Source organism: Methyloversatilis universalis EHg5 (assembly GCF_000378945.1).
Classification (GTDB): domain Bacteria; phylum Pseudomonadota; class Gammaproteobacteria; order Burkholderiales; family Rhodocyclaceae; genus Methyloversatilis; species Methyloversatilis universalis_A.
The window spans coordinates 4,036,145-4,054,755 of the sequence record NZ_KB900539.1; the positions used below are offsets into that span (position 1 = coordinate 4,036,145).

Annotated in this window: 17 protein-coding genes; 12 read left to right on the forward strand and 5 right to left on the reverse strand. The window is 67.9% G+C overall.

Annotation, left to right across the window (positions count from 1 at the left end):
- Positions 1-32 precede the first annotated feature (32 nt).
- Positions 33-650 carry a thiamine phosphate synthase gene (gene thiE, locus METUNV2_RS0118445; RefSeq protein ID WP_018230956.1) on the reverse strand — a complete coding sequence of 206 codons (618 nt, stop codon included), beginning with the start codon at positions 648-650 and terminating at the stop codon, positions 33-35.
- Positions 640-1,593, reverse strand: a complete 954-nt coding sequence (gene thiD / locus METUNV2_RS0118450) for a bifunctional hydroxymethylpyrimidine kinase/phosphomethylpyrimidine kinase (protein WP_420038386.1) — start codon at positions 1,591-1,593, stop codon at positions 640-642. Before thiD ends, thiE begins: the two co-directional genes overlap by 11 nt.
- Before the next feature lie 76 nt (positions 1,594-1,669).
- On the opposite strand from thiD, the gene METUNV2_RS0118455 reads away from it, so the two are divergent.
- From METUNV2_RS0118455 to METUNV2_RS0118480, 6 genes are all read left to right on the forward strand, one after another.
- Positions 1,670-1,858, forward strand: coding sequence for a rubredoxin (locus tag METUNV2_RS0118455; RefSeq protein WP_008063615.1), 189 nt, complete (start codon positions 1,670-1,672; stop codon positions 1,856-1,858).
- A 141-nt stretch (positions 1,859-1,999) separates the two neighbouring features.
- The gene (locus tag METUNV2_RS0118460) at positions 2,000-2,398 is read left to right on the forward strand and encodes a response regulator (RefSeq protein ID WP_018230958.1); all 399 of its coding nucleotides are present in this window, start codon (positions 2,000-2,002) and stop codon (positions 2,396-2,398) included.
- Between the two features lie 39 nt (positions 2,399-2,437).
- A complete protein-coding gene (locus METUNV2_RS0118465) occupies positions 2,438-2,821 on the forward strand; it encodes a response regulator (RefSeq protein WP_018230959.1) in 384 nt (127 codons plus the stop codon).
- Positions 2,814-3,326: a chemotaxis protein CheW gene (locus METUNV2_RS0118470; RefSeq protein ID WP_018230960.1), complete on the forward strand. Its 513-nt coding sequence runs from the start codon at positions 2,814-2,816 to the stop codon at positions 3,324-3,326. Before METUNV2_RS0118465 ends, METUNV2_RS0118470 begins: the two co-directional genes overlap by 8 nt.
- A 62-nt stretch (positions 3,327-3,388) precedes the next feature.
- Positions 3,389-5,470, forward strand: a complete 2,082-nt coding sequence (locus METUNV2_RS0118475) for a methyl-accepting chemotaxis protein (RefSeq protein WP_018230961.1) — start codon at positions 3,389-3,391, stop codon at positions 5,468-5,470.
- Positions 5,467-11,544 carry a hybrid sensor histidine kinase/response regulator gene (locus METUNV2_RS0118480; protein WP_018230962.1) on the forward strand — a complete coding sequence of 2,026 codons (6,078 nt, stop codon included), beginning with the start codon at positions 5,467-5,469 and terminating at the stop codon, positions 11,542-11,544. The genes METUNV2_RS0118475 and METUNV2_RS0118480 overlap by 4 nt, the downstream gene beginning before the upstream one ends.
- A 206-nt stretch (positions 11,545-11,750) precedes the next feature.
- On the opposite strand, the gene METUNV2_RS0118485 is transcribed toward METUNV2_RS0118480, so the two are convergent.
- On the reverse strand, positions 11,751-13,583 hold the full coding sequence (locus tag METUNV2_RS0118485; RefSeq protein WP_018230963.1) for a PHA/PHB synthase family protein: 1,833 nt from the start codon (positions 13,581-13,583) through the stop codon (positions 11,751-11,753).
- 55 nt (positions 13,584-13,638) lie between these two features.
- On the reverse strand, positions 13,639-14,685 hold the full coding sequence (locus tag METUNV2_RS0118490) for an MBL fold metallo-hydrolase (protein WP_018230964.1): 1,047 nt from the start codon (positions 14,683-14,685) through the stop codon (positions 13,639-13,641).
- Between the two features lie 179 nt (positions 14,686-14,864).
- Here METUNV2_RS0118490 and METUNV2_RS0118495 point away from each other — a divergent pair, with 179 nt between their 5' ends.
- The 6 genes from METUNV2_RS0118495 (at position 14,865) to METUNV2_RS0118520 (ending at position 18,200) form a co-directional block, all read left to right on the forward strand.
- Positions 14,865-15,203: a hypothetical protein gene (locus tag METUNV2_RS0118495; protein WP_018230965.1), complete on the forward strand. Its 339-nt coding sequence runs from the start codon at positions 14,865-14,867 to the stop codon at positions 15,201-15,203.
- A 145-nt stretch (positions 15,204-15,348) separates the two neighbouring features.
- Complete coding sequence (locus METUNV2_RS0118500; protein ID WP_018230966.1) at positions 15,349-15,909, forward strand: TIGR00730 family Rossman fold protein; 561 nt, start codon at positions 15,349-15,351, stop codon at positions 15,907-15,909.
- Positions 15,906-16,289, forward strand: coding sequence for a hypothetical protein (locus tag METUNV2_RS0118505; protein ID WP_018230967.1), 384 nt, complete (start codon positions 15,906-15,908; stop codon positions 16,287-16,289). The genes METUNV2_RS0118500 and METUNV2_RS0118505 overlap by 4 nt, the downstream gene beginning before the upstream one ends.
- Positions 16,289-17,080, forward strand: a complete 792-nt coding sequence (locus tag METUNV2_RS0118510) for an enoyl-CoA hydratase-related protein (protein WP_018230968.1) — start codon at positions 16,289-16,291, stop codon at positions 17,078-17,080. The genes METUNV2_RS0118505 and METUNV2_RS0118510 overlap by 1 nt, the downstream gene beginning before the upstream one ends.
- Entirely contained in the window at positions 17,077-17,988 is a 912-nt protein-coding gene (locus METUNV2_RS0118515) for a hydroxymethylglutaryl-CoA lyase (protein WP_018230969.1), read from the forward strand. The genes METUNV2_RS0118510 and METUNV2_RS0118515 overlap by 4 nt, the downstream gene beginning before the upstream one ends.
- Positions 17,989-18,008: 20 nt before the next feature.
- Positions 18,009-18,200: a DUF1289 domain-containing protein gene (locus tag METUNV2_RS0118520; protein ID WP_018230970.1), complete on the forward strand. Its 192-nt coding sequence runs from the start codon at positions 18,009-18,011 to the stop codon at positions 18,198-18,200.
- A 43-nt stretch (positions 18,201-18,243) separates the two neighbouring features.
- On the opposite strand, the gene METUNV2_RS20055 is transcribed toward METUNV2_RS0118520, so the two are convergent.
- The gene (locus tag METUNV2_RS20055) at positions 18,244-18,417 is read right to left on the reverse strand and encodes a hypothetical protein (protein WP_198288867.1); all 174 of its coding nucleotides are present in this window, start codon (positions 18,415-18,417) and stop codon (positions 18,244-18,246) included.
- Between the last annotated feature and the right edge of the window lie 194 nt (positions 18,418-18,611).

Consider the following 18,611-nt stretch of genomic DNA (forward strand, 5'->3'; position numbering starts at 1 on the left):
GGAATCCTTCGGGGAATCGTGCGGAAAGGCGGTCAGAAGAGCCGGGCGTAGGCGCGGGCCCGGGCCGCGATGTCGTCGGCGTCGAACAGGTCGGACACCACCGCCAGCAGATCGGCGCCGGCGGCGATCAGTTCCGGCGCGCGCGCCAGCGTGATGCCGCCGATGGCGCAGCGCGGCAGGCCGAGGTCGGCCACCTCGGCGAAACGGGCGATCGAAGCCGGCGGCGCCTGCGGCTTGGTGCCGGAGGCGTACATCGAACCGAAGGCGATGTAGTCGGCACCGGCCGCCGCGGCCGCGCGGGCCAGTGCCGGATCGTCGTAGCAGGACACGCCGAGCAATGCGTCCTTGCCCAGCCGGGCACGCGCCCGCGCCGGGTCGCCGTCGTCGCGACCGATGTGCACGCCGTCGGCGCTGCAGGCGCGTGCCAGTTCGATGTCGTCGTTGATCACGAACAGCGTGCCGCACACCGTGGTGATGGCGCGCAGCGCGTCGGCGTCGGCACGCCGCTGGGCAGCATCGGTGGATTTGTTGCGGTACTGCAGCACGACGGCGCCGCCGCCGCAGGCCGCTTCGGCCGCACGGTAGAGCGCGCCGCCGCTCAGCGCTTCCGGCGTGACCGCGTACAGGCCGCGCAGCGGCTTATGCGTCATCGCCGTCATCCTCGTCGGCTGCGCCGCCGGCAGCGGCCGCGTGCCGTTCGCGCAGGAAGAAGAAGCGGTCCGGCAGATGCTGGCCCATGCCGGGCCGGAAGCCGGATTCCAGCGTGCGCCAGGTGTACTCCTGCGCGGCGTGCACCGCCTCGCCGATGTCCAGGCCGTGCGCCAGCCAGGCCGCCACCGCGGACGCCAGCGTGCAGCCGGAGCCGTGGTAGCTGCCGGGCAGGCGGTCCCATTCGTCGCGGCGGATGACGCCGTTCGGGCCGTACAGCACATTGGCGACGCGGGCAGTGGATTCGTGGGTGCCGGTCAGCAGCACATGGCCGCAGCCGGCGGCGATGAGCTGGCGGGCGCACTGGTCGAGCGAAGGGGTAGCCACGCCGCGGTGGTCGTCCTCCACCGCGTCGTCGTCATCGTCCAGGTCGTCCTCGTCGGCGAAATCGCCGCCGTCGTCATCGTCATCGTCGTCCGGCTGGGCGAGGCGACGTGCTTCCAGACTGTTGGGCGTGAGCACGGTGGTGAGCGGCAGCAGCAGTTCCTGCAGCGCAATCACCATGTCCTCGTCCGCCAGTTCGTCGCCGCGGCCGGAGGACAGCACCGGGTCGAGCACCACCGGCACGTCCGGATAGTCGGAAATGATTTCGGCGATGGCAGCGATGTTCTCGATGCTGCCCATCACGCCGATCTTGAATGCCGCCACCGGCATGTCGGCCAGCAGCACCCTCGCCTGATCGACCAGCAGGTCGTCGTCCATGGGCACCACTTCCTCGACCCCGGCGCTGTCCTGCACCGTGACCGCGGTAACCACGGTCAGCGCGTGGCAGCCCAGCGCCGACAGCGTCATCAGATCCGCCTGCATGCCGGCCCCGCCAGTGGGGTCGGTCGCGGAAAAGCACATGACAAGCGGAGGAAGCGCCCGTACATCAGCATTGACCATAAAGCGCGCGCCCGGATTGTCGTTACAGATGGTTAATTACGGTAATATCAATTGGATTCTAACAAAGCAGCCCGCCATGAGTTCCTCTGTCACGGCCGAATTCCAGACTTACATGTGTCTCATCTGCGGCTTCATCTACGACGAAGCCGCAGGCCTGCCGGAAGAGGGCATCGCCCCCGGCACCCGCTGGGAGGACGTTCCGCCCAACTGGACCTGTCCCGAGTGCGCCGCACGCAAGGACGATTTCGAAATGGTCCAGATCTGACGGACGCGCCGGCAGGCCGTCCGTTCGCCGGCATTCCGGCTGACCGGGCGGGCTCGACGAGCGGCTGTATGAAGACAATCCGCATGCCTGCACATCGCTTGATCGCGCAGGCCTGTGTCGTGCGCACGAGGGGAGAGCATCTTGGCTGATTCGGGTGGCAGCGCCGGCGTCAAGGTGATGGTGATCGACGACAGCAACACCATACGCCGCAGTGCCGAAATCTTTCTGGTCCAGGCCGGCTACCAGGTGGTGCTGGCCGAAGACGGCTTCGATGCGCTGGCCAAGATCAGCGACCATCATCCGCAGGTCATCTTCTGCGACATCATGATGCCGCGCCTCGACGGCTATCAGACCTGCGCACTCATCAAGAAGAACCCCCGGTTTGCCGCTACTCCGGTCGTGATGCTGTCGTCTCGAGACGGCCTGTTCGACCGCGCACGCGGTCGCATGGTCGGGTCGGACGAGTATCTGACGAAGCCCTTCACGAAGGACAGCCTGCTGCAGGCGGTGTCGCGCCACGCCCGCAGCGGCGCTGACTGACGCCCCCCACCCCGTATCCATTCGAACGCGGAGCCGACGATGGCGATCAAGCGCATCATGGTGGTGGACGATTCGCCCACCGAACGCCATGTTCTGAACGATTTCCTGACCCGCAAGGGCTTCGAGGTCATCATCGCCGAGAACGGCGAACAGGCGATCGCGAAGGCCAAGGCCGAAAAGCCGGACCTCATCCTGATGGATGTGGTGATGCCCGGCATCAACGGCTACCAGGCCACCCGCACCATCACCCGCGACGACAGCACGCGCGACATTCCGGTGATCATGTGCACCAGCAAGGACCTGCCGACCGACCGCATCTGGGGCATGCGCCAGGGCGCGCTCGACTACATGGTCAAGCCGGTCAATCTGGAAGAACTGCTCGGCCGCATCACCCAGCTCGGCGCGGCAGACAGCGATGGCTAAGCTCTCGCTGCGCGAATTCCAGGAAGAACTGGCCCGCAAGCTGTCGGACACCGCGGGCGGCACCAGCACCCGTGCGCTGCTTGGCCTGCAGTCCGGCGGCGAGCTGTGGCTGATCGATCTGGCCGAATCCGGCGAAATCCTGCCGGTGCCCACGCTGACACCGGTACCGCTGGCCACCGGCTGGCTGCGCGGCGTCGCCAACGTGCGCGGCGTGCTGTACGCGGTCAGTGATCTGGCCGCCTTCCAGGGCGGCAACCCCACGGTGCTGACCGGCGATGCCAGGCTGCTGCTGCCGCACGCCAAGTTCGGCTGCAACAGCGCACTGCTGGTGTCGCGCGTGCTCGGTCTGCGCGCCCGCGAGGATTTCGAGCCGGCGGAGAACGCCGCGCCGGATCCGCGCCCCTGGGTCGCCGGACAGTTCACCGATACCCAGGGCCGGCTGTGGCGCCGCTTCGATCCGCGCCGGCTGTACACCGACGAACGCTTTCTCGACGTCGCGGCCTGAGGCACGCCCGGGCCGGGATCGAACACCCCACACGAACCGAACAGCCCCCAGGAAAGGCCACGATGGCACTGAACATCCCAGGACTGAAATCCGCCCGCAGCACTGATGCGGCCAGCGCACCCGCCGCGTCACGCGGCAGCCTCGGCTTCCTGCGCGGCCGTCTGCCGCTGATCGGCCACCTGCCGCTCGAACAGCAGGTACGCGCGCTGGGCACGCTGTTCCTGTTCTTCATCGTGATCGCCGCCTTCCTGGTCTGGCAGGATCTGCGCATCACCCGCTACAACGCCAGCTACATTTCGGCCGCCGGCCAGATGCGCACGCTGAGCCAGAGCATGGCGAAGTCGGCACAGCAGGCGATGGCCGGCGAACAGGCGGCCTTCGGCGAACTGGCCGCCAGCCGTGACGGCTTCTTCCGGCTGCTCGACCGGGTCAGCCAGGGCGGCGAGATCGACGGCGTCGACGTGCCGGCCAGTTCAGGCTCGGTACAGCCCACGCTGCAGCAGCTGGACACCGCCTGGGGCGCCTTCGACAAGAACGTGTCCGCGCTGCTGGCACAGGACAAGGCGCTGCGCGCCGCCGGCGAACTGGCGCGCGCGCTGAACCAGCAGGCCGGACCGCTGGCCGCTGCGGCCGCGCAGGGCAGCGGCAAGGACGCTACCGCCTTCCGCAGCTTTGCCGCGCTGCTGACCGAAGTGCAGGCCGGTGTGCATGCACTGACCGGCAGCGGCAGTGCCGATCCGGCCGTGACCACTGCCCTCGCCCGCGCACTGCCGGCGCTGCGCGACGTCGCCGCTCAGGTGGAGACGGGCATCGACGGCGAGGCGCGCAGCCGCTACGCCGCTGCCCGCGCCGCACTGGACGCACCGCTCGCCGCGCTGGCCGACCAGCTGGCCAAGCCGGATGACATCTCCGCCGCACGCAAGGCCGGTCTCGCAGTGGTGAGCGACGCCGCCGCGCTGTCCACGCTGACCGACCAGCTCGGCGCCGGCTATGTCGGCGAGCGCGACGGTCGTCTGGCGCTGGCCGGCGCCGGCGCGCTGTGCGTGCTGCTGGCGCTGGCCAGCGTGTTCCTGATGGTGCGCGCCTACAACGAGGACCAGAACGACCAGCGTCTGCAGGCCGAAGGTTCGCGCGAAGAAGCCAAGCGCGAGAAGGACCTCACCCAGCAGGCCATCCTGCGGCTGATGAACGAAATGGGCGATCTGGCCGACGGTGACCTGACCGTGCGCGCCACGGTGTCGGAAGACATCACCGGCGCGATTGCCGATTCGGTCAATTACACGATCGAGGAGCTGTCGGTGCTGGTGAAGCGGATCAATGACGCCGCCAGCCGCGTGACCGAGGCGTCGGAAACCGCGCAGCGCATTTCCACCCAGCTGCTCACCGCGGCGGAAAAGCAGTCGCGCGAGGTGACCGAATCCGGCCAGTCGGTGCTGGCGATGGCGCAGTCGATGAACACGGTGTCGCAGGAAGCCACCCGCTCCGCGCAGGTGGCGCGCCAGTCGCTGTCCGCCGCACAGAACGGCTCGACCGCGATGTCGAACTCGATCCGCGGCATGAACGACATCCGCGAACAGATCCAGGAAACGTCGAAACGCATCAAGCGCCTCGGCGAATCGTCGCAGGAGATCGGCGAAATCGTGGAGCTGATTTCCGACATTACCGAACAGACCAACGTGCTGGCGCTGAACGCCGCCATCCAGGCCGCGAGCGCTGGCGAAGCCGGCCGCGGCTTCACCGTGGTGGCGGAAGAAGTGCAGCGGCTGGCCGAACGCTCGGCCGAAGCGACCAAGCAGATCGCGGCGATTGTGCGCACCATTCAGACTGACACCCAGGACGCGGTGGCGGCGATGGAAAACTCCACCCGCGGCGTGGTCGAAGGCGCACGCCTGTCCGACGCGGCCGGTCAGGCGCTGGATGAAATTTCCACCGTGTCGTCCGAACTGGCGCAGCTGATCGAAAGCATTTCGTCGTCCGCACAGGTGCAGGCCGAACAGGCGACCCGCGTGGCCCAGGGCATGCAGGGCATTCTGCGCATCACCGAACAGACCACGGTCGGCACCAAGCAGACCGCGGTATCCATCGGCCAGCTGGCGGACCTCGCCGCTGAACTCAAGGGCTCGGTCGCGGGCTTCAAGGTATGAGCACCTCTTCCAGCGAACAGGATCTGGGCCCGCTGATCTGGGTCCGCGGCGAGATCGATCTCGCCCTGGTGCGTGCGGCCGAAGCGCTGGGCGACGGCCGGCACGCCGCCGGCGCCGAGGCGCTGAAGTTCGCGCAGACCCATCTGCACCAGGCGCGCGGCGCGCTCGCCATCGTCGGCCTCGATGGCCTGACCCACTTCTGCGACGCGCTGGAACAGCTGTTCGCCGACTGGCACGCCGGCAAGCTCAGCGACACCGACAACCAGGCCGGGCCGGTGGCGCAGCGGGCGATTTCCGCGGTGCGCAGTCATCTGGACGAACTGGTGGCCGGCGGCGTCGACCAGCCGATGCGGCTGATGCCGCTGTACCGCGACCTCATGGCGGCACGCGGCGAAAGCGTGGTCGCGCCGTCGGAACTGTTCTTCCCTGACCTCACGCGCCGCCCGGCCGGCAGCAGCGCCGCTGCCGCCGCGCTGTCGCCGCTGGACCGCTCGCGCGCGCTGCGCGCTGCGCGCAGCCAGTTCGAGCGTGGCCTGCTGCGCTTCCTGCGCGACGACCGCGACGGTCTGGTGCAGATGCGGCAGGCGGTCGGCGCGATCGAACAGACCCAGACCGCCCCGGCCACCCGCGCCTTCTGGTGGGTAATCGGCGCGCTGTTCGAAGGCATGGCGCAGGGCGCCATCCAGAGCGATTTCTTCGTGAAACGGCTGTGCGCGCGCGTCGACGTGCAGATGCGCCGGCTGCTCGAAGGGTCGCGTGGCGTGGCCGAGCGGCTGATGCGCGATTCGCTCTACTTCATCGCCTCCGCCAGCCAGAGCACGCCGGCGCTGCGCGCGGTGCGCGACACCTATGCGCTGGACGCGCTGGTGGCCAGCGAACACGATGCGCGCGACGACATCGCCGCGCTGCGGCCGGCCATCGCCGCGCTGCGCGAATCGCTCGGCCAGGCCAAGGACGCGTGGACCCGCTTCTCTTCCGGCGCGGCGGTCGCGCTGCCGCAGTTCCACGAACAGTGCGAAGCCATGGTGGCCGCCAGCACCCGGGTCGGCCAGCCCGATCTGGCCCGGCTCGCCGCCGCCCTGCTCGATCTCGGCCAGTGGCTGCGGCGCGACCCGCTGCAGCACCAGGAAAGCCTGGCGATGGAAGTCGCCACTGCGCTGCTGGTGATGGACGCGCTGATCGAACAGTTCAGCCGTGCTCAGGCCGACGATCTGCCGGCCCAGGTCGACACCCTGGTCGACCGTCTCGCCCGCGCCCGCCGTGGCGAAGAACTGCCGGCGATGCAGATTCCGCTGTTCGACGAAATGTCGCGCAAGGCGCAGGAGCGCCTGTTCATGGGCCAGGTCGCGCGCGAAATCCTGGCCAGTCTGGGCGAGGTCGAACAGCATCTCGACGCCTATTTCCGCAACCCGGCCCGCGCCCCGGAACTGGCCGGCCTGTCCGCGCCGCTCAAGCAGGTCGAGGGCGCGCTGAACATGCTGGGGCAGGACAGCGCGGTCGCGCTGGTCCGCCGCAGCGCACAGCAGATCGCGCGCATGGCCCAGCCCGATCATGTCGCAGCCGAAGGCGAATTCGAAACGCTGGCGCACCAGCTGTCCGGCCTCGGCTTCTTCGTGGACAAGCTGCAGTACGGCCCGGCCGATCTGGACATCATCCTGAACCCGCGCGGCAGCGCGCAGGCCAGAGAAGCCCCGGTCGGCGCCGATGCCGACGGCGTCACCGTCGAGAACGAACTGGCCGCGCGGCGCGCCGAAGCCACCCAGCTGCTGGACCGCCTGGCGCGCGGCGGTGCCGACGACAGCACCCGCGACGAACTGCGGCAGGCGCTGGAAACCATGCGCCAGGACGCCAAGCTGCTGGCCGACGAAAAGCTCGAAAAGCGGGTGGCCGAAGCACTGGCCGCACTCAAGGCCGGCGACACCCCGGTGGCCGAAGCGGTGCAGGCACTGGCCGACTCGCCCGCCGACTCGCTGGCACCGTCCGCCGACACGGTGCGACTGGCGGAAGCCAGTCAGGAAGAGTTCGACGCCGAGCTGCTGGAAATTTTCATCGAAGAGGCACGCGAGGTGCTGGACACCATCGCCGCCGGCACCGTGTCCGCCCGTCAGGCACCGCACAGCCAGGATCTGCTCACCACGCTGCGGCGCGGCTTCCATACCCTCAAGGGCAGTGGCCGCATGGTCGGCCTGCGCGACCTCGGCGAAGCCGCGTATGCGGTGGAACAGGTGATGAACCGCTGGCTGGCCAGCGAACGCGACGGCACGCCGGAACTGTTCGACCTGCTCGACCGCGCGCGCAGCCTGTTCGCCGGCTGGGTAGACATGCTGACCGACGGCAACACCCAGACCCCGCCCCACGACTGGCTGACGCCGGCCTGTGCCGCACTGCTGGGCGAACCGGAAGCGGCCACCGGCACGGCGCCCGCCCCGGCGCCGGATCACGCACTGGATCTGGAACTCGACGGCGGGCTCGACTTCAACCTGGACGAAGAGGAAGCGCTGGAGGCCGCCGGACTGCCTGGCACGTCCGCCAGCAACGGACAGGCCAACCTCGACGACCTGGCAGACATCTTCAACGACGCATCTCTGGCCGAAACCACCATCGTGCCGGATGTACTGTTCGCATCGGAACCGCCGGCCGCACCCGAACCGCTCGCACTCGACATCGATTTCGACCTCGAACTGGCGCCGCCGACCGATGCCGAAACGCTGGACATTACCGAACTGCCCGAGGATGACGCTGCAGCAGCATCTGTCGAAGCGATCGAGCCGATAGACATCACCGCCGACATCGATGCCGAGGACCTGGCGCTGGACGCCGGTGCCGACCGCACGCTGTTCGACCTGTTCGTCGCCGAGGCGCGCGGTCACCTGGCCACGCTGCGCCGCGAACTGGCGCGGCTTCACGTCAATCCGTCACTGCTGCCCACTCAGGACAGCCTGATCGCCGCCCACACGCTGGGCGGCATTTCGCTCACCGTGGGCGAACACGACATCAGCCTGCTGGCCAAGGCGCTCGAACACGCACTGCAACGCTGCGAAAGCCACGGCCAGCCGCCGGCCGACCACGAATCCGCACTGCTCAACACCGCCGCCGGCACGCTTGAAAGCCAGGTCAACGCGGTCGCCGCCAGCCAGCCCGCAGTACCGGTACCCGATCTGGTGGCGCGGCTGGACGCATTGTTCATGCTGCCGGTGACGCCGGTCGAACTGCCGGTGTTCGAACTGCCGCCTTCCGTCACGCCTGAACCGGCCGACACCGGCGCGCGTTCGGTGCTCAGCGATCTGGCCGGCTTCCGCCGCGGGCTGGATGACGAAGGCCAGCTGCTGCCGGAGCCGGTGGTCGAACCAGAAGTCGAACCGGAATCCGAACCTGAGACCGCATCCGTACCCGAGGCGGGTCCGGTCACCGGCATCGACGACCTGACCGATAGCGACCTGCCGTGGGAAGACGGCGACGCTTCAGATGCCTCCGCCGATGCTGTATCGCCGGAAGTCGCAGAAACGGTCGACGCTATCGATCTCATCGGGCTGACCGAGCTCGACGCCTCTGCGGCCGAACCGGAGCAGGACGCACACGCCGAAGCCCCGCCAGCCGAACCGGAATACAGCCCGGCCGCGGCATCCGACCAGGGCGAAGACAGCAGCGCGCTGCTGCTCGACGGCGACGACATGGCATTCGAAAAGGTCGCGCTGCCGGACGAATACGTACTGCCGCCACCGGAGAACACGCTTGCGGTAGAACTGCCGCGCCCGTCACCGCTGCCGGTGCCACCGCGCCTGCCGGCCGCGGACGACACGCCGCGCGTGGCCGACGATATCGATCCGCAGCTGCTGCCCATCTTCCTCGAAGAAGCTCACGACCTGCTGGGCGAGATCGGCCACGAACTGCGCGCCTGGCGCGAAGAGGCCGGTCAGTTGAGCGCCTCCGACGCGCTGCGCCGCCAGCTGCATACGCTCAAGGGCAGCGCCCGCATGGCCGGCGTCATGCGCTTCGGCGATCTGGTGCACAGCATGGAAGGCGTGATCGAGGTGCCCTGCAGCGAGGACGACCGCGGGCTGGTGCTCGACGAGCTCGAACTGGCCTACGACCGCTGCGAGGAACTGGTCGGCCGGCTGGAACGCGGGGAAACCGTCGAACCGGCCGCAGCCACGGCGCAGGCCGACGGCGGCACGACCGATGCACCGGCTGCCATAGCCGCCGACGAGGAAGCCGGCACGGTGCGCGAACGGCCCACCGTGCGGGTGCGCTCCGACATGGTGGACCGCTTCGTGAACGAGGCGGGCGAAATGAGCATCGCCCGCACCCGTATCGAAGGAGAACTGCGCGCGCTGCGTGGCTCGCTGAACGACCTGACCGAAAACGTGCAGCGCCTGCGCGGCCAGCTGCGCGAGATCGAAATCCACGCCGAAAGCCAGATGCAGTCGCGCATGGCGGCGGCGGAAGCGCACCACGAACAGTTCGATCCGCTGGAAATGGACCGCTTCACGCGACTGCAGGAGCTGTCGCGGCTGATGACCGAAAGTCTGTCCGACGTCACCACGGTGCAGTACAACCTGGTGCGCAACCTCGACGCCGCCGACACCGCCATCCAGTCGCAGGCACGGCTGAACCGCGAACTGTCGCAGGCGCTGATGTCGGTGCGCATGGTACCGTTCTCGACGCTGGAAGACCGGCTGTACCGAGTTGCCCGGCAGTCGGCCAAGGAACTGGGCAAGAAGGTGAACCTCGAGCTGCGCAATACGCAGATCGAGCTGGACCGCGAAGTGCTGGAAAAGATGACCGGCCCGATCGAGCACCTGCTGCGTAACGCAGTGGCGCACGGCGTCGAGTCGCGCGAGGCGCGGGTGGCGGCCGGCAAGTCGGAAACCGGCGAAATCGTCATCACGCTCACCCAGCAGACCAACGAGGTCGAGATCGAACTGGCCGACGACGGCGCCGGCCTCGCTTTCGAGCGCATCCGTGCGCGCGGTGTCGAACGCGGCCTGCTGGCCGCAGACGAGGTGGTGGATGAGCGGCGGCTGACTGGCCTCATTTTCGAACCGGGCTTCACCACCGCCGCCCAGGTGTCGGAACTGGCCGGCCGTGGCGTCGGCATGGACGTGGTGAAGAACGCCACCAGCGCGCTCGGCGGCCGCATCGAAACCGTGAGTGAATCCGGTCAGGGCACCCGCTTCCGGCTGTCGCTGCCGATGACGCTGGCGGTCACCCAGTCGGTACTGGTAAGCAGCGGCGGCAAGACCTACGCGATTCCGTCGTCCATGGTGCAGCACGCGCGCGAACTGAAGGGCGAATCGGGCGAAACCCTGCGCGATGCCGGTGGCCAGGAATGGCTGGGCACCCATTACCGCTATCAATACCTGCCGCGCCTGCTGGGCGAGCGGCAGAGCCCGCCGGCCGCCGGCAGCTGGGTGCTGCTGATCAGCAGCGGCCATGAATTCATGGCGCTCGAAGTCGATGCGCTGCGCGGCAACCAGGAAGTGGTGGTGAAGCCGGTCGGCCCGCAGCTGTCCAAGCTGGTCGGCATTTCCGGCGCCACCGTGCTGCCGGACGGCGAAGTGACCCTCATCATCAACCCGGTGGCCATCGCCGCCCGCAACCGCCTGGATCTGGCCGCCCGCGGCCACGCCGGCGCCGATCTGCCTGACGTACCGGCAATGCCGGCCGCCACCGCGGACGAGACGCCGCTGGTGATGGTGGTGGACGATTCGCTGACCGTGCGCAAGATCACCAGCCGGCTGCTGGAACGCGAAGGCTATCGCGTAGTGACCGCGAAGGATGGCGTCGATGCGCTGGAAAAGCTGATCGACGCAGTGCCCGACGTGATGCTGGTGGATATCGAAATGCCGCGCATGGACGGCTTCGACCTCACACGCAACGTGCGCGCCGATGCGCGCACCCGCGACGTGCCCATCATCATGATCACCTCGCGCACCGCCGAGAAGCACAAGGCCTATGCGCGCGAGATCGGCGTGAACCACTACCTCGGCAAGCCTTACAACGAACAGGAACTGCTGGAACTGATCGCCGGCCACACCGGCCGCGACGTGCTGCTGGAAACGCCGCCGGAGTGATCAGCGGCGAGAGCGCGGCGGCCTGATCGAGGTCAGCATCGCGGTGGGGCGCCGCGCCCACAGAGGCATGAGCAGCCTGTGGCAGATTTTGTGGGAGCGGCGCCCCCGCCGCGAGGGATTCCGATTTCGACGGCCGCTCCACCCGGAAAGAAAAACGGCCGGTCACTGACCGGCCGTTTTCATTGCTGCACCGCCTGAGCGGCGTATTACTTCTTCATCGTGTCCAGACGCAGCTTGGCGTAACGGCCCGGCGCGTCCTCGATCGCCTTAAGCTTGCCCTTGGCCGGGTCGCGGGCCGGCACGCGGTCGCTGTCCTGTGCGGTCACCCACTGCTGCCAGTCCACCCACCACGAACCCGGGTTCTGGGTGCAGCCGTTGAACCACTCGTCGGCGCTGTCCGCGAGCTTGACGCCCGGATTGGTCCAGTAGCCGTACTTGTTGGCCGCCGGCGGATTGACGATGCCGGCGATGTGGCCGGAGCCGCCGAGCACGAAGCGGACCGGGCCGGACACCAGCTGGGCGCCCAGATAGGTGCTCTTCCACGGCGCGATGTGGTCTTCGATGGCCGACACGAAATACACCGGCGTCTTGATCTTGCGGATGTCGATCGCCTCACCCAGCACGGTGATTCCGCCCGGTTCGCGCAGCTTGTTCTGGATGTACATCTGGCGCAGGTAGAAGCTGTGCATGCAGGCCGGCATGCGGGTCGAGTCCGAATTCCAGTACAGCAGGTCGAACGGGAAGGGCTCGCGGCCCATCAGGTAGTTGTTCACCACGAAGGACCAGATCAGGTCGTTCGACCGCAGCATGTTGAAGGTGCCGGCCATTTCGGTGCCTTCGAGGTAGCCGCGTTCGAACATCTTCTTTTCCAGGCCCTCGACCGCCTTCTCGTCGATGAACACGCCCAGTTCGCCCGGCTCGGAAAAATCGATCAGCGTGGTGAAGAAGGTGGCGCTGGCGATGCGCTTCTGCTTCTTGCCGGCCAGATAGGCCAGCGTGGTCGCCAGCAGCGTGCCGCCCAGGCAGTAGCCGGCGGCATTCACTTCGGTTTCACCGGTCTGCTTCTCGATCATGTCGAGCGCGGCCAGCGGGCCCTGTTCCACGTAGTCCTCGAAGGTGAGCTGGGCCAGCTTCTCGTCCGGATTCACCCACGAAATGACGAACACGGTGTGGCCCTGATCGGTGGCCCACTTGATGTAGCTGTTGGTTTCGCGCAGATCGAGGATGTAGTACTTGTTGATCCAGGGCGGCACGATGAGCAGCGGACGCTTGTACTGGGTGTCAGTGCTCGGGTTGAACTGCAGCAGCTGCATCAGCGCGTTCTCGCCCACCACCTTGCCCTGCGTGGTCGCGACGTTACGGCCCAGTTCGAAGGCCGAGGTGTCGGTCATGCGCACGCGCAGCTGGCCGTCGCCGTCCTCGATGTCGCGCAGCAGGTTGTTGAAGCCCTTGAGCAGGTTCTGGCCGTGGCTGCGCACGGTTTCGCGCAGCACTTCCGGGTTGGTCAGCGCGAAGTTGCTCGGGCTGAAGGCGTTGATGGTCTGGCGGGTGAAGAAATTGACCTTCTGCAGCGTGTGCTCGTCCATGCCTTCAACGTTGCTCACCACGTCGTGGATGTGGCGGGCGGCGATCAGGTAGCTCTGCTTGAAGAAGTCGAACAGGAAGTGGCTTTCCCACTCCTCGCCGCGGAAGCGGTTGTCACCCTTGACCGGGGTGGCGACCGGCGCGGCATCGACGCCCATGAAGCGCAGCATCGACTGCTGCCACAGCGTGTAGTAGTCCCACACCAGGCCCATCTGCGCCTGTGCCAGCTTGTACGGGTTGGACAGCAGACGCGAGGTCATGTCCATGAAGGCCTGGGCAATGCCCAGCTCGTCGGACGGCGGCGTGATGCCGCGCTTGAGCTGGCGCTGCACGTGTTCGCCGAGCAGCTTGGAGGCGCGTTCGGCGACTTCGGCATAGGTCTTGGCGACCGCGGCCGGATCCGGCAGTGCGGCGGGTTCTGCTTGCTTGGCTTCTTTGGCGGCTGGCTTGTTCATGCTGTCTCCCCCTGGGCTTGTGGCTGGGTTGTGAGTGGTCAGGACGGTTACTACGTCAGGGCTGGGTGAAGCGGAATACGCCGTCGGTGTCGTGCAGGCGGCGCAGTCCGCCGGTCTGCCACAGGTGGTTCAGGTGAGCGATCACCTCTCCCATGGCAAACCGCGTCTGGAAACTGTCGAGCTCGCGCTTGAACAGGCGCGGCAACAGTTCGAAGGCTGTCGTCGGTACCTCGCACAGCGAGGCGATCTGCACCAGGCGCTTTTCGTGATGCAGGCGCAGCTGGTCCACCCGCAGGCCGACGCCGCGGTAGGGATCGCCATGCGCCGGCAGCACCACGGTATGGGCGGCCAGCAGGCGGAAACGTTCGATCGAGTCGAGGTAGTGAGCGACCGCATCGGTTTCCGGCTCGAACGGCAGCGTGGGCGTGTTCGGCGAAATGGTGGGCAGCAGCATGTCGCCGGCGATCAGCACAGGGTCGTGTGCGCGATAGAAACTGAGGTGTTCCGGCGAGTGGCCGTGGCCGACGATGGCTTCCCAGGCGTCTTCGCCTATCGTGATCACCTCGCCCGGCAGGACGCGGCGCATCGCGGTCGGCAGCGAACCGACAGTGCGGCGGTAGCGGCTGCCCTCGCGCTGCATCGCCTCGGTCTGCGCCGGCGGCAGGCCGTGCTGGCGGAAGAAGGCGGCCATCAGGTCCATCGCCGACGCCGGCGTGTCGCCGAACCAGGCCTGGGCGGTCAGGTATTCGCCGAGCGACATCCAGATGCGGCCGCCGGTCTGCTGCGCCAGCCAGTCGCCCAGACCGAAGTGGTCCGGATGGCAGTGGGTGATCAGGATGCGGCGTACCGGCCGTCCGGCCAGATCGCCGGTCAGCGCCTGCAGCCAGTGGGCGCGGGTGGCGTCGTCCGGAAAGCCCGCATCGACCAGGGTCCAGCACGGGCCGTCAGCGTCCTGGTCCTCGATCGCCCACACATTGACGTGGCCCGGCGCGAACGCAACCGGCATGCACAGCCGGTACACACCGCGCGCGACCGGCGCCAGCCGGCCCGGTGCGGGCCGCGGCAGATCCAGCATTTCCAGCGCGTGGGGATGTTCGGACACGGGGTCAGGGGCCAAGACATTGAATTTGCACGATCATAACTCGAAATCCGGCTCATTGTGCAGCGCAATATCGAGTGCTGCGACCCCGGTTGTTACACTTGCGCATGTACTGCGGAACGCCCGCCGCGTTCACGCATCTGACGGCATCCGAACCGTCGAACCGCTTCCGGAGGAGACCGATGCGCACCGCCATCGCCGTACTGACCCCGCTGCTGCTGGCCCTCGGCGCCGCTTCGCCGGTGTGGGCGCAGGAAGAAGACCCGCTTCAGTTCGTCACCTTCGGCAAGGATTTCGCTGCCCAGTGCGTGTCGCGCAATTCGGTGCAGATCCTTGTCAGCAACAGCCACCCGAGCCGCACCGTGACCGTGTGGCTGGACCGCTATCACATGGGCGTGGGCACCGGCGACCGCTCCAAGACCGAAATGAAACCGGGCGCCGAACCGGTGCCGCTGGGCTGTTCGCGCACCATGGACGGCCCGCAGGAATGGCGCGTGGTGCGCGCGAAGTTCACCGACTGAGTCACCGACTGAGTCACCGACTGAGTCACTGCCGATCACGGCCTGAAACGTGCCCCGTGGCCCAGCGAGCCCGCCTTCCGCTCGCGGCGGCCGCGCGGCACAGGCATACTTCGCACCCTGTTCCCTTTCGACCCGATTCCGACCGATGCGTGTCTGTGTCTTCTGCGGTTCGCGCAGCGGTGACGACCCCATCCATGCCGACGCGGCGCGCCGGCTCGGCACCCTGCTGGCCACGCGCGGCCACGGCCTGGTGTATGGCGGCGGCAACATCGGCCTGATGGGCGTGGTGGCCGACGCCGCACTGGCCGCCGGCGGCGAGGCGATCGGCGTCATCCCCCACCATCTCGAACAGCTGGAAGTCGCCCACCCGGGCCTGACGCAGCTGCACGTGGTCGACAGCATGCACACCCGCAAGGCCTTGATGGCCGATCTGGCCGACGCCTTCGTGGCAGCACCCGGCGGTTTTGGCACGCTGGACGAACTGTGCGAAATTCTCACCTGGGCGCAGCTCGGGCTGCATCGCAAGCCGGCCGGGCTGCTCAATGTGGCCGGCTACTTCGATCCGCTGCTCGCCATGTTCGATCAGGCGGTGAGCGCCGGCTTCCTGAGCCGGGCGCATCGCGCACTGATCCTGTCCGACGACGATCCGGCACGCCTGCTCGACAGGCTGGGCGCCGACCTCACCACGGGAGTACCCGTCGCATGAACACCGTTCGCCTGCGTTCGCTGCTCGCCTGCGCCGCCGCCCTTGCCGCCTGTTCCGCCAGCGCCGGCGAACCCGGCGGCTGGCTGCGCCCGGTCGATCTGGTCGATGCGGTGCCGCTGCTGAATGACGGCGGTCGCGCCGGTTACGGCCGCTTCCTGCAGGTCACGCTGCGGCCGCGCGCGTTCGCGCTGAACATGAATGGCGAATGGGCATGGAATGCCGGCAGTGACGCGGAACAGGACGCCATCGCCGCCTGCGAGGCGCATGGCCTGCCCTGCCAGCTGTACGCGGTGGATGAAGAAGTGGTGCTGCCCGGCTTCGAACTGGGCGCGCCGCTGCGCGCGCTGGGCAGCCGGCTGGTACAGGGGACCCTGCCTTGATGAATGATCCGAAGGCGCTGGTGCTGACCGAGGTGGTGGACGGCATCGGCATCGCCACGCTGAACCGCCCTGACCACCACAACCTGCTCGACGCTTCGCTGGTACAGGCACTGATCGCGGTCATCGACGACATGAACGCCCGTGCCGACGTGCGCGTCATCGTGCTGTCGGCGCTGGGCGACAGCTTCAGCATCGGCAGCGACCCGCAGGAAATGGAACGCAGCGGCCTCATGTCCGCCGACCCGGCGCTGGCTGCACGGCTGATGCGCACGCTGTCCGAATCGGCCCGACCGGTGGTGGCGCGGGTGCAGGGTCCGGCCAGCGGTCTGGGTGCCGGCCTGCTGGCCGCCTGCGACATCGCGATCGCCAGTTTTGACGCACAGTTCAGCTTCGACAGCGTGCGCACCGGCCAGGTACCGGCGGTCATCGCGCCTTACGTGATCGGCGCGGTCGGCCCGGCGCGGGCGCGCCGCTACTTCCTGACCGGCGAGCGCTTTTCGGCATCCGAGGCCTACCGCATCGGCCTGCTGTCGGAAATCGTCGCATCCGCCGACGATCTGGACGAGGCGGTGGGCGAAGTGGTCGACGCGCTGCTGCTTGGCGGCCCGCGCGCCCAGCACCAGATCAAGAGCCTGGTGCGTGCGCTCGGCCGCCCGCACGCCGACCAGCAGACGCTGGACCACGTGGTCGGACTGGAAGAACGCATCGATACCGGCGCCGAAGCGCAGGAAGGGCTGGACGCGCTGTTCGCGCGCCGCCATCCGGGCTGGGTGCCGGTCGGCATGGCATGAGCGCGGGCCCGCTGCCGGCCCGCGTGCGCATCGTCGAAGTCGGTCCGCGCGACGGCCTGCAGAACGAAACCATGGCACTGGGCGTCGACGACCGGCTCGCGCTGATCGCGCGCCTGGCCGACGCCGGCCTGCGTGACATCGAAGCCGGCGCCTTCGTTTCGCCGAAGCGGGTGCCGAACATGGCGGGCAGCGGCGAACTGATGCAGCGCCTGCCTCGCCGGGCCGGCGTGAGCTATCCCTGTCTGGTGCCGAACGACACCGGGCTGGACGCCGCGCTGGCCGCCGGCTGTACCGACATCGCCATCTTCGCCGCAGCATCGGAAACCTTTTCGCAGCGGAACACCGCCTGCAGCATTGCCGAATCGATGGACCGCCTGTCCGCGGTGGCGCAGCGCGCACGCGATGCCGGGGTGCGCGTGCGCGGCTATCTGTCCTGCGTGATCGGTTGCCCCTACGAAGGCGCCGTCGATAGCCGCAAGGTAGCCGGCATGGCGGCCCGGCTGATCGACATGGGCTGCTTCGAGGTGAGCCTGGGCGATACCACCGGCATCGGCACGCCAGCACAGATCGGCGCGCTGGTCGACACCGTGGCGGAACAGGTGCCGGTCGCGCAGCTGGCCGGCCACTTCCACGACACCTGGGGCATGGGGGTGGCCAATGTGTGGGCGGCGCTGCAACGCGGCGTAACGGTGTTCGACGCCTCTGTGGGCGGCCTGGGCGGCTGCCCCTTCGCACCGGGCGCCAGCGGAAACGTGGCGACCGAAGACCTTGTCTATATGCTGGACGGCGCCGGAATCGAATCCGGCATCGACATGCAGGCGCTGGTCGGCACCGCGCGCTGGATCAGCGCGCGGCTGGACCGCGCCCCGGCATCACGCGTGGCACGCGCATTCCGGCCCCAAGACTGAGCACTGAGGATTACTGAAAGATGGTGGCTTCACCCTGCACCGGCGTCTGCACGCTGGACAAGACGACCGGCTACTGCCTCGGCTGCCTGCGCTCGCGCGACGAGATCGCGGCCTGGGGTTCGAGTTCCGACGAGGTCCGTCTGGACATACTGGAACGGATATTCGAACGGGAAACAGCCGGCCATCCGCGGGTAGTACCCGAGAACGACTGACGCGACAACGGCACACTCCGGGTGGCGGCGTCTGCCGCCGGCTTCAGCTCTCGCGCCGGCGACGCGGCTCGGCCGGTTCGCCGACCGAATTCGCGGCTTCGCGCGTCGTGCTGCCGACCGGCGCACTCTGGGCACGCGATTGCACGCCGGCCCTTTCCGCCTCGCGTTCCGCACGACGGCGATTGGCCTGGCTGCGCTGCAATCTCAGATATCGCATGATGGGCACCTCCGTGTTGATCCGGGGGCGCGCGTCGCCATCGATCGGGGCACGAACAAACTGATCCGGGTCGTGCTTCGCGCGCTATGCTTCTTCTGACCGCATCCTTACAGCGTAGTTTCCTCTGGCAGGGTGTCAAGCATGACCATGACATCAGCAGAATTTTTCTGGGTAATACGGCGTGAATGAAACCC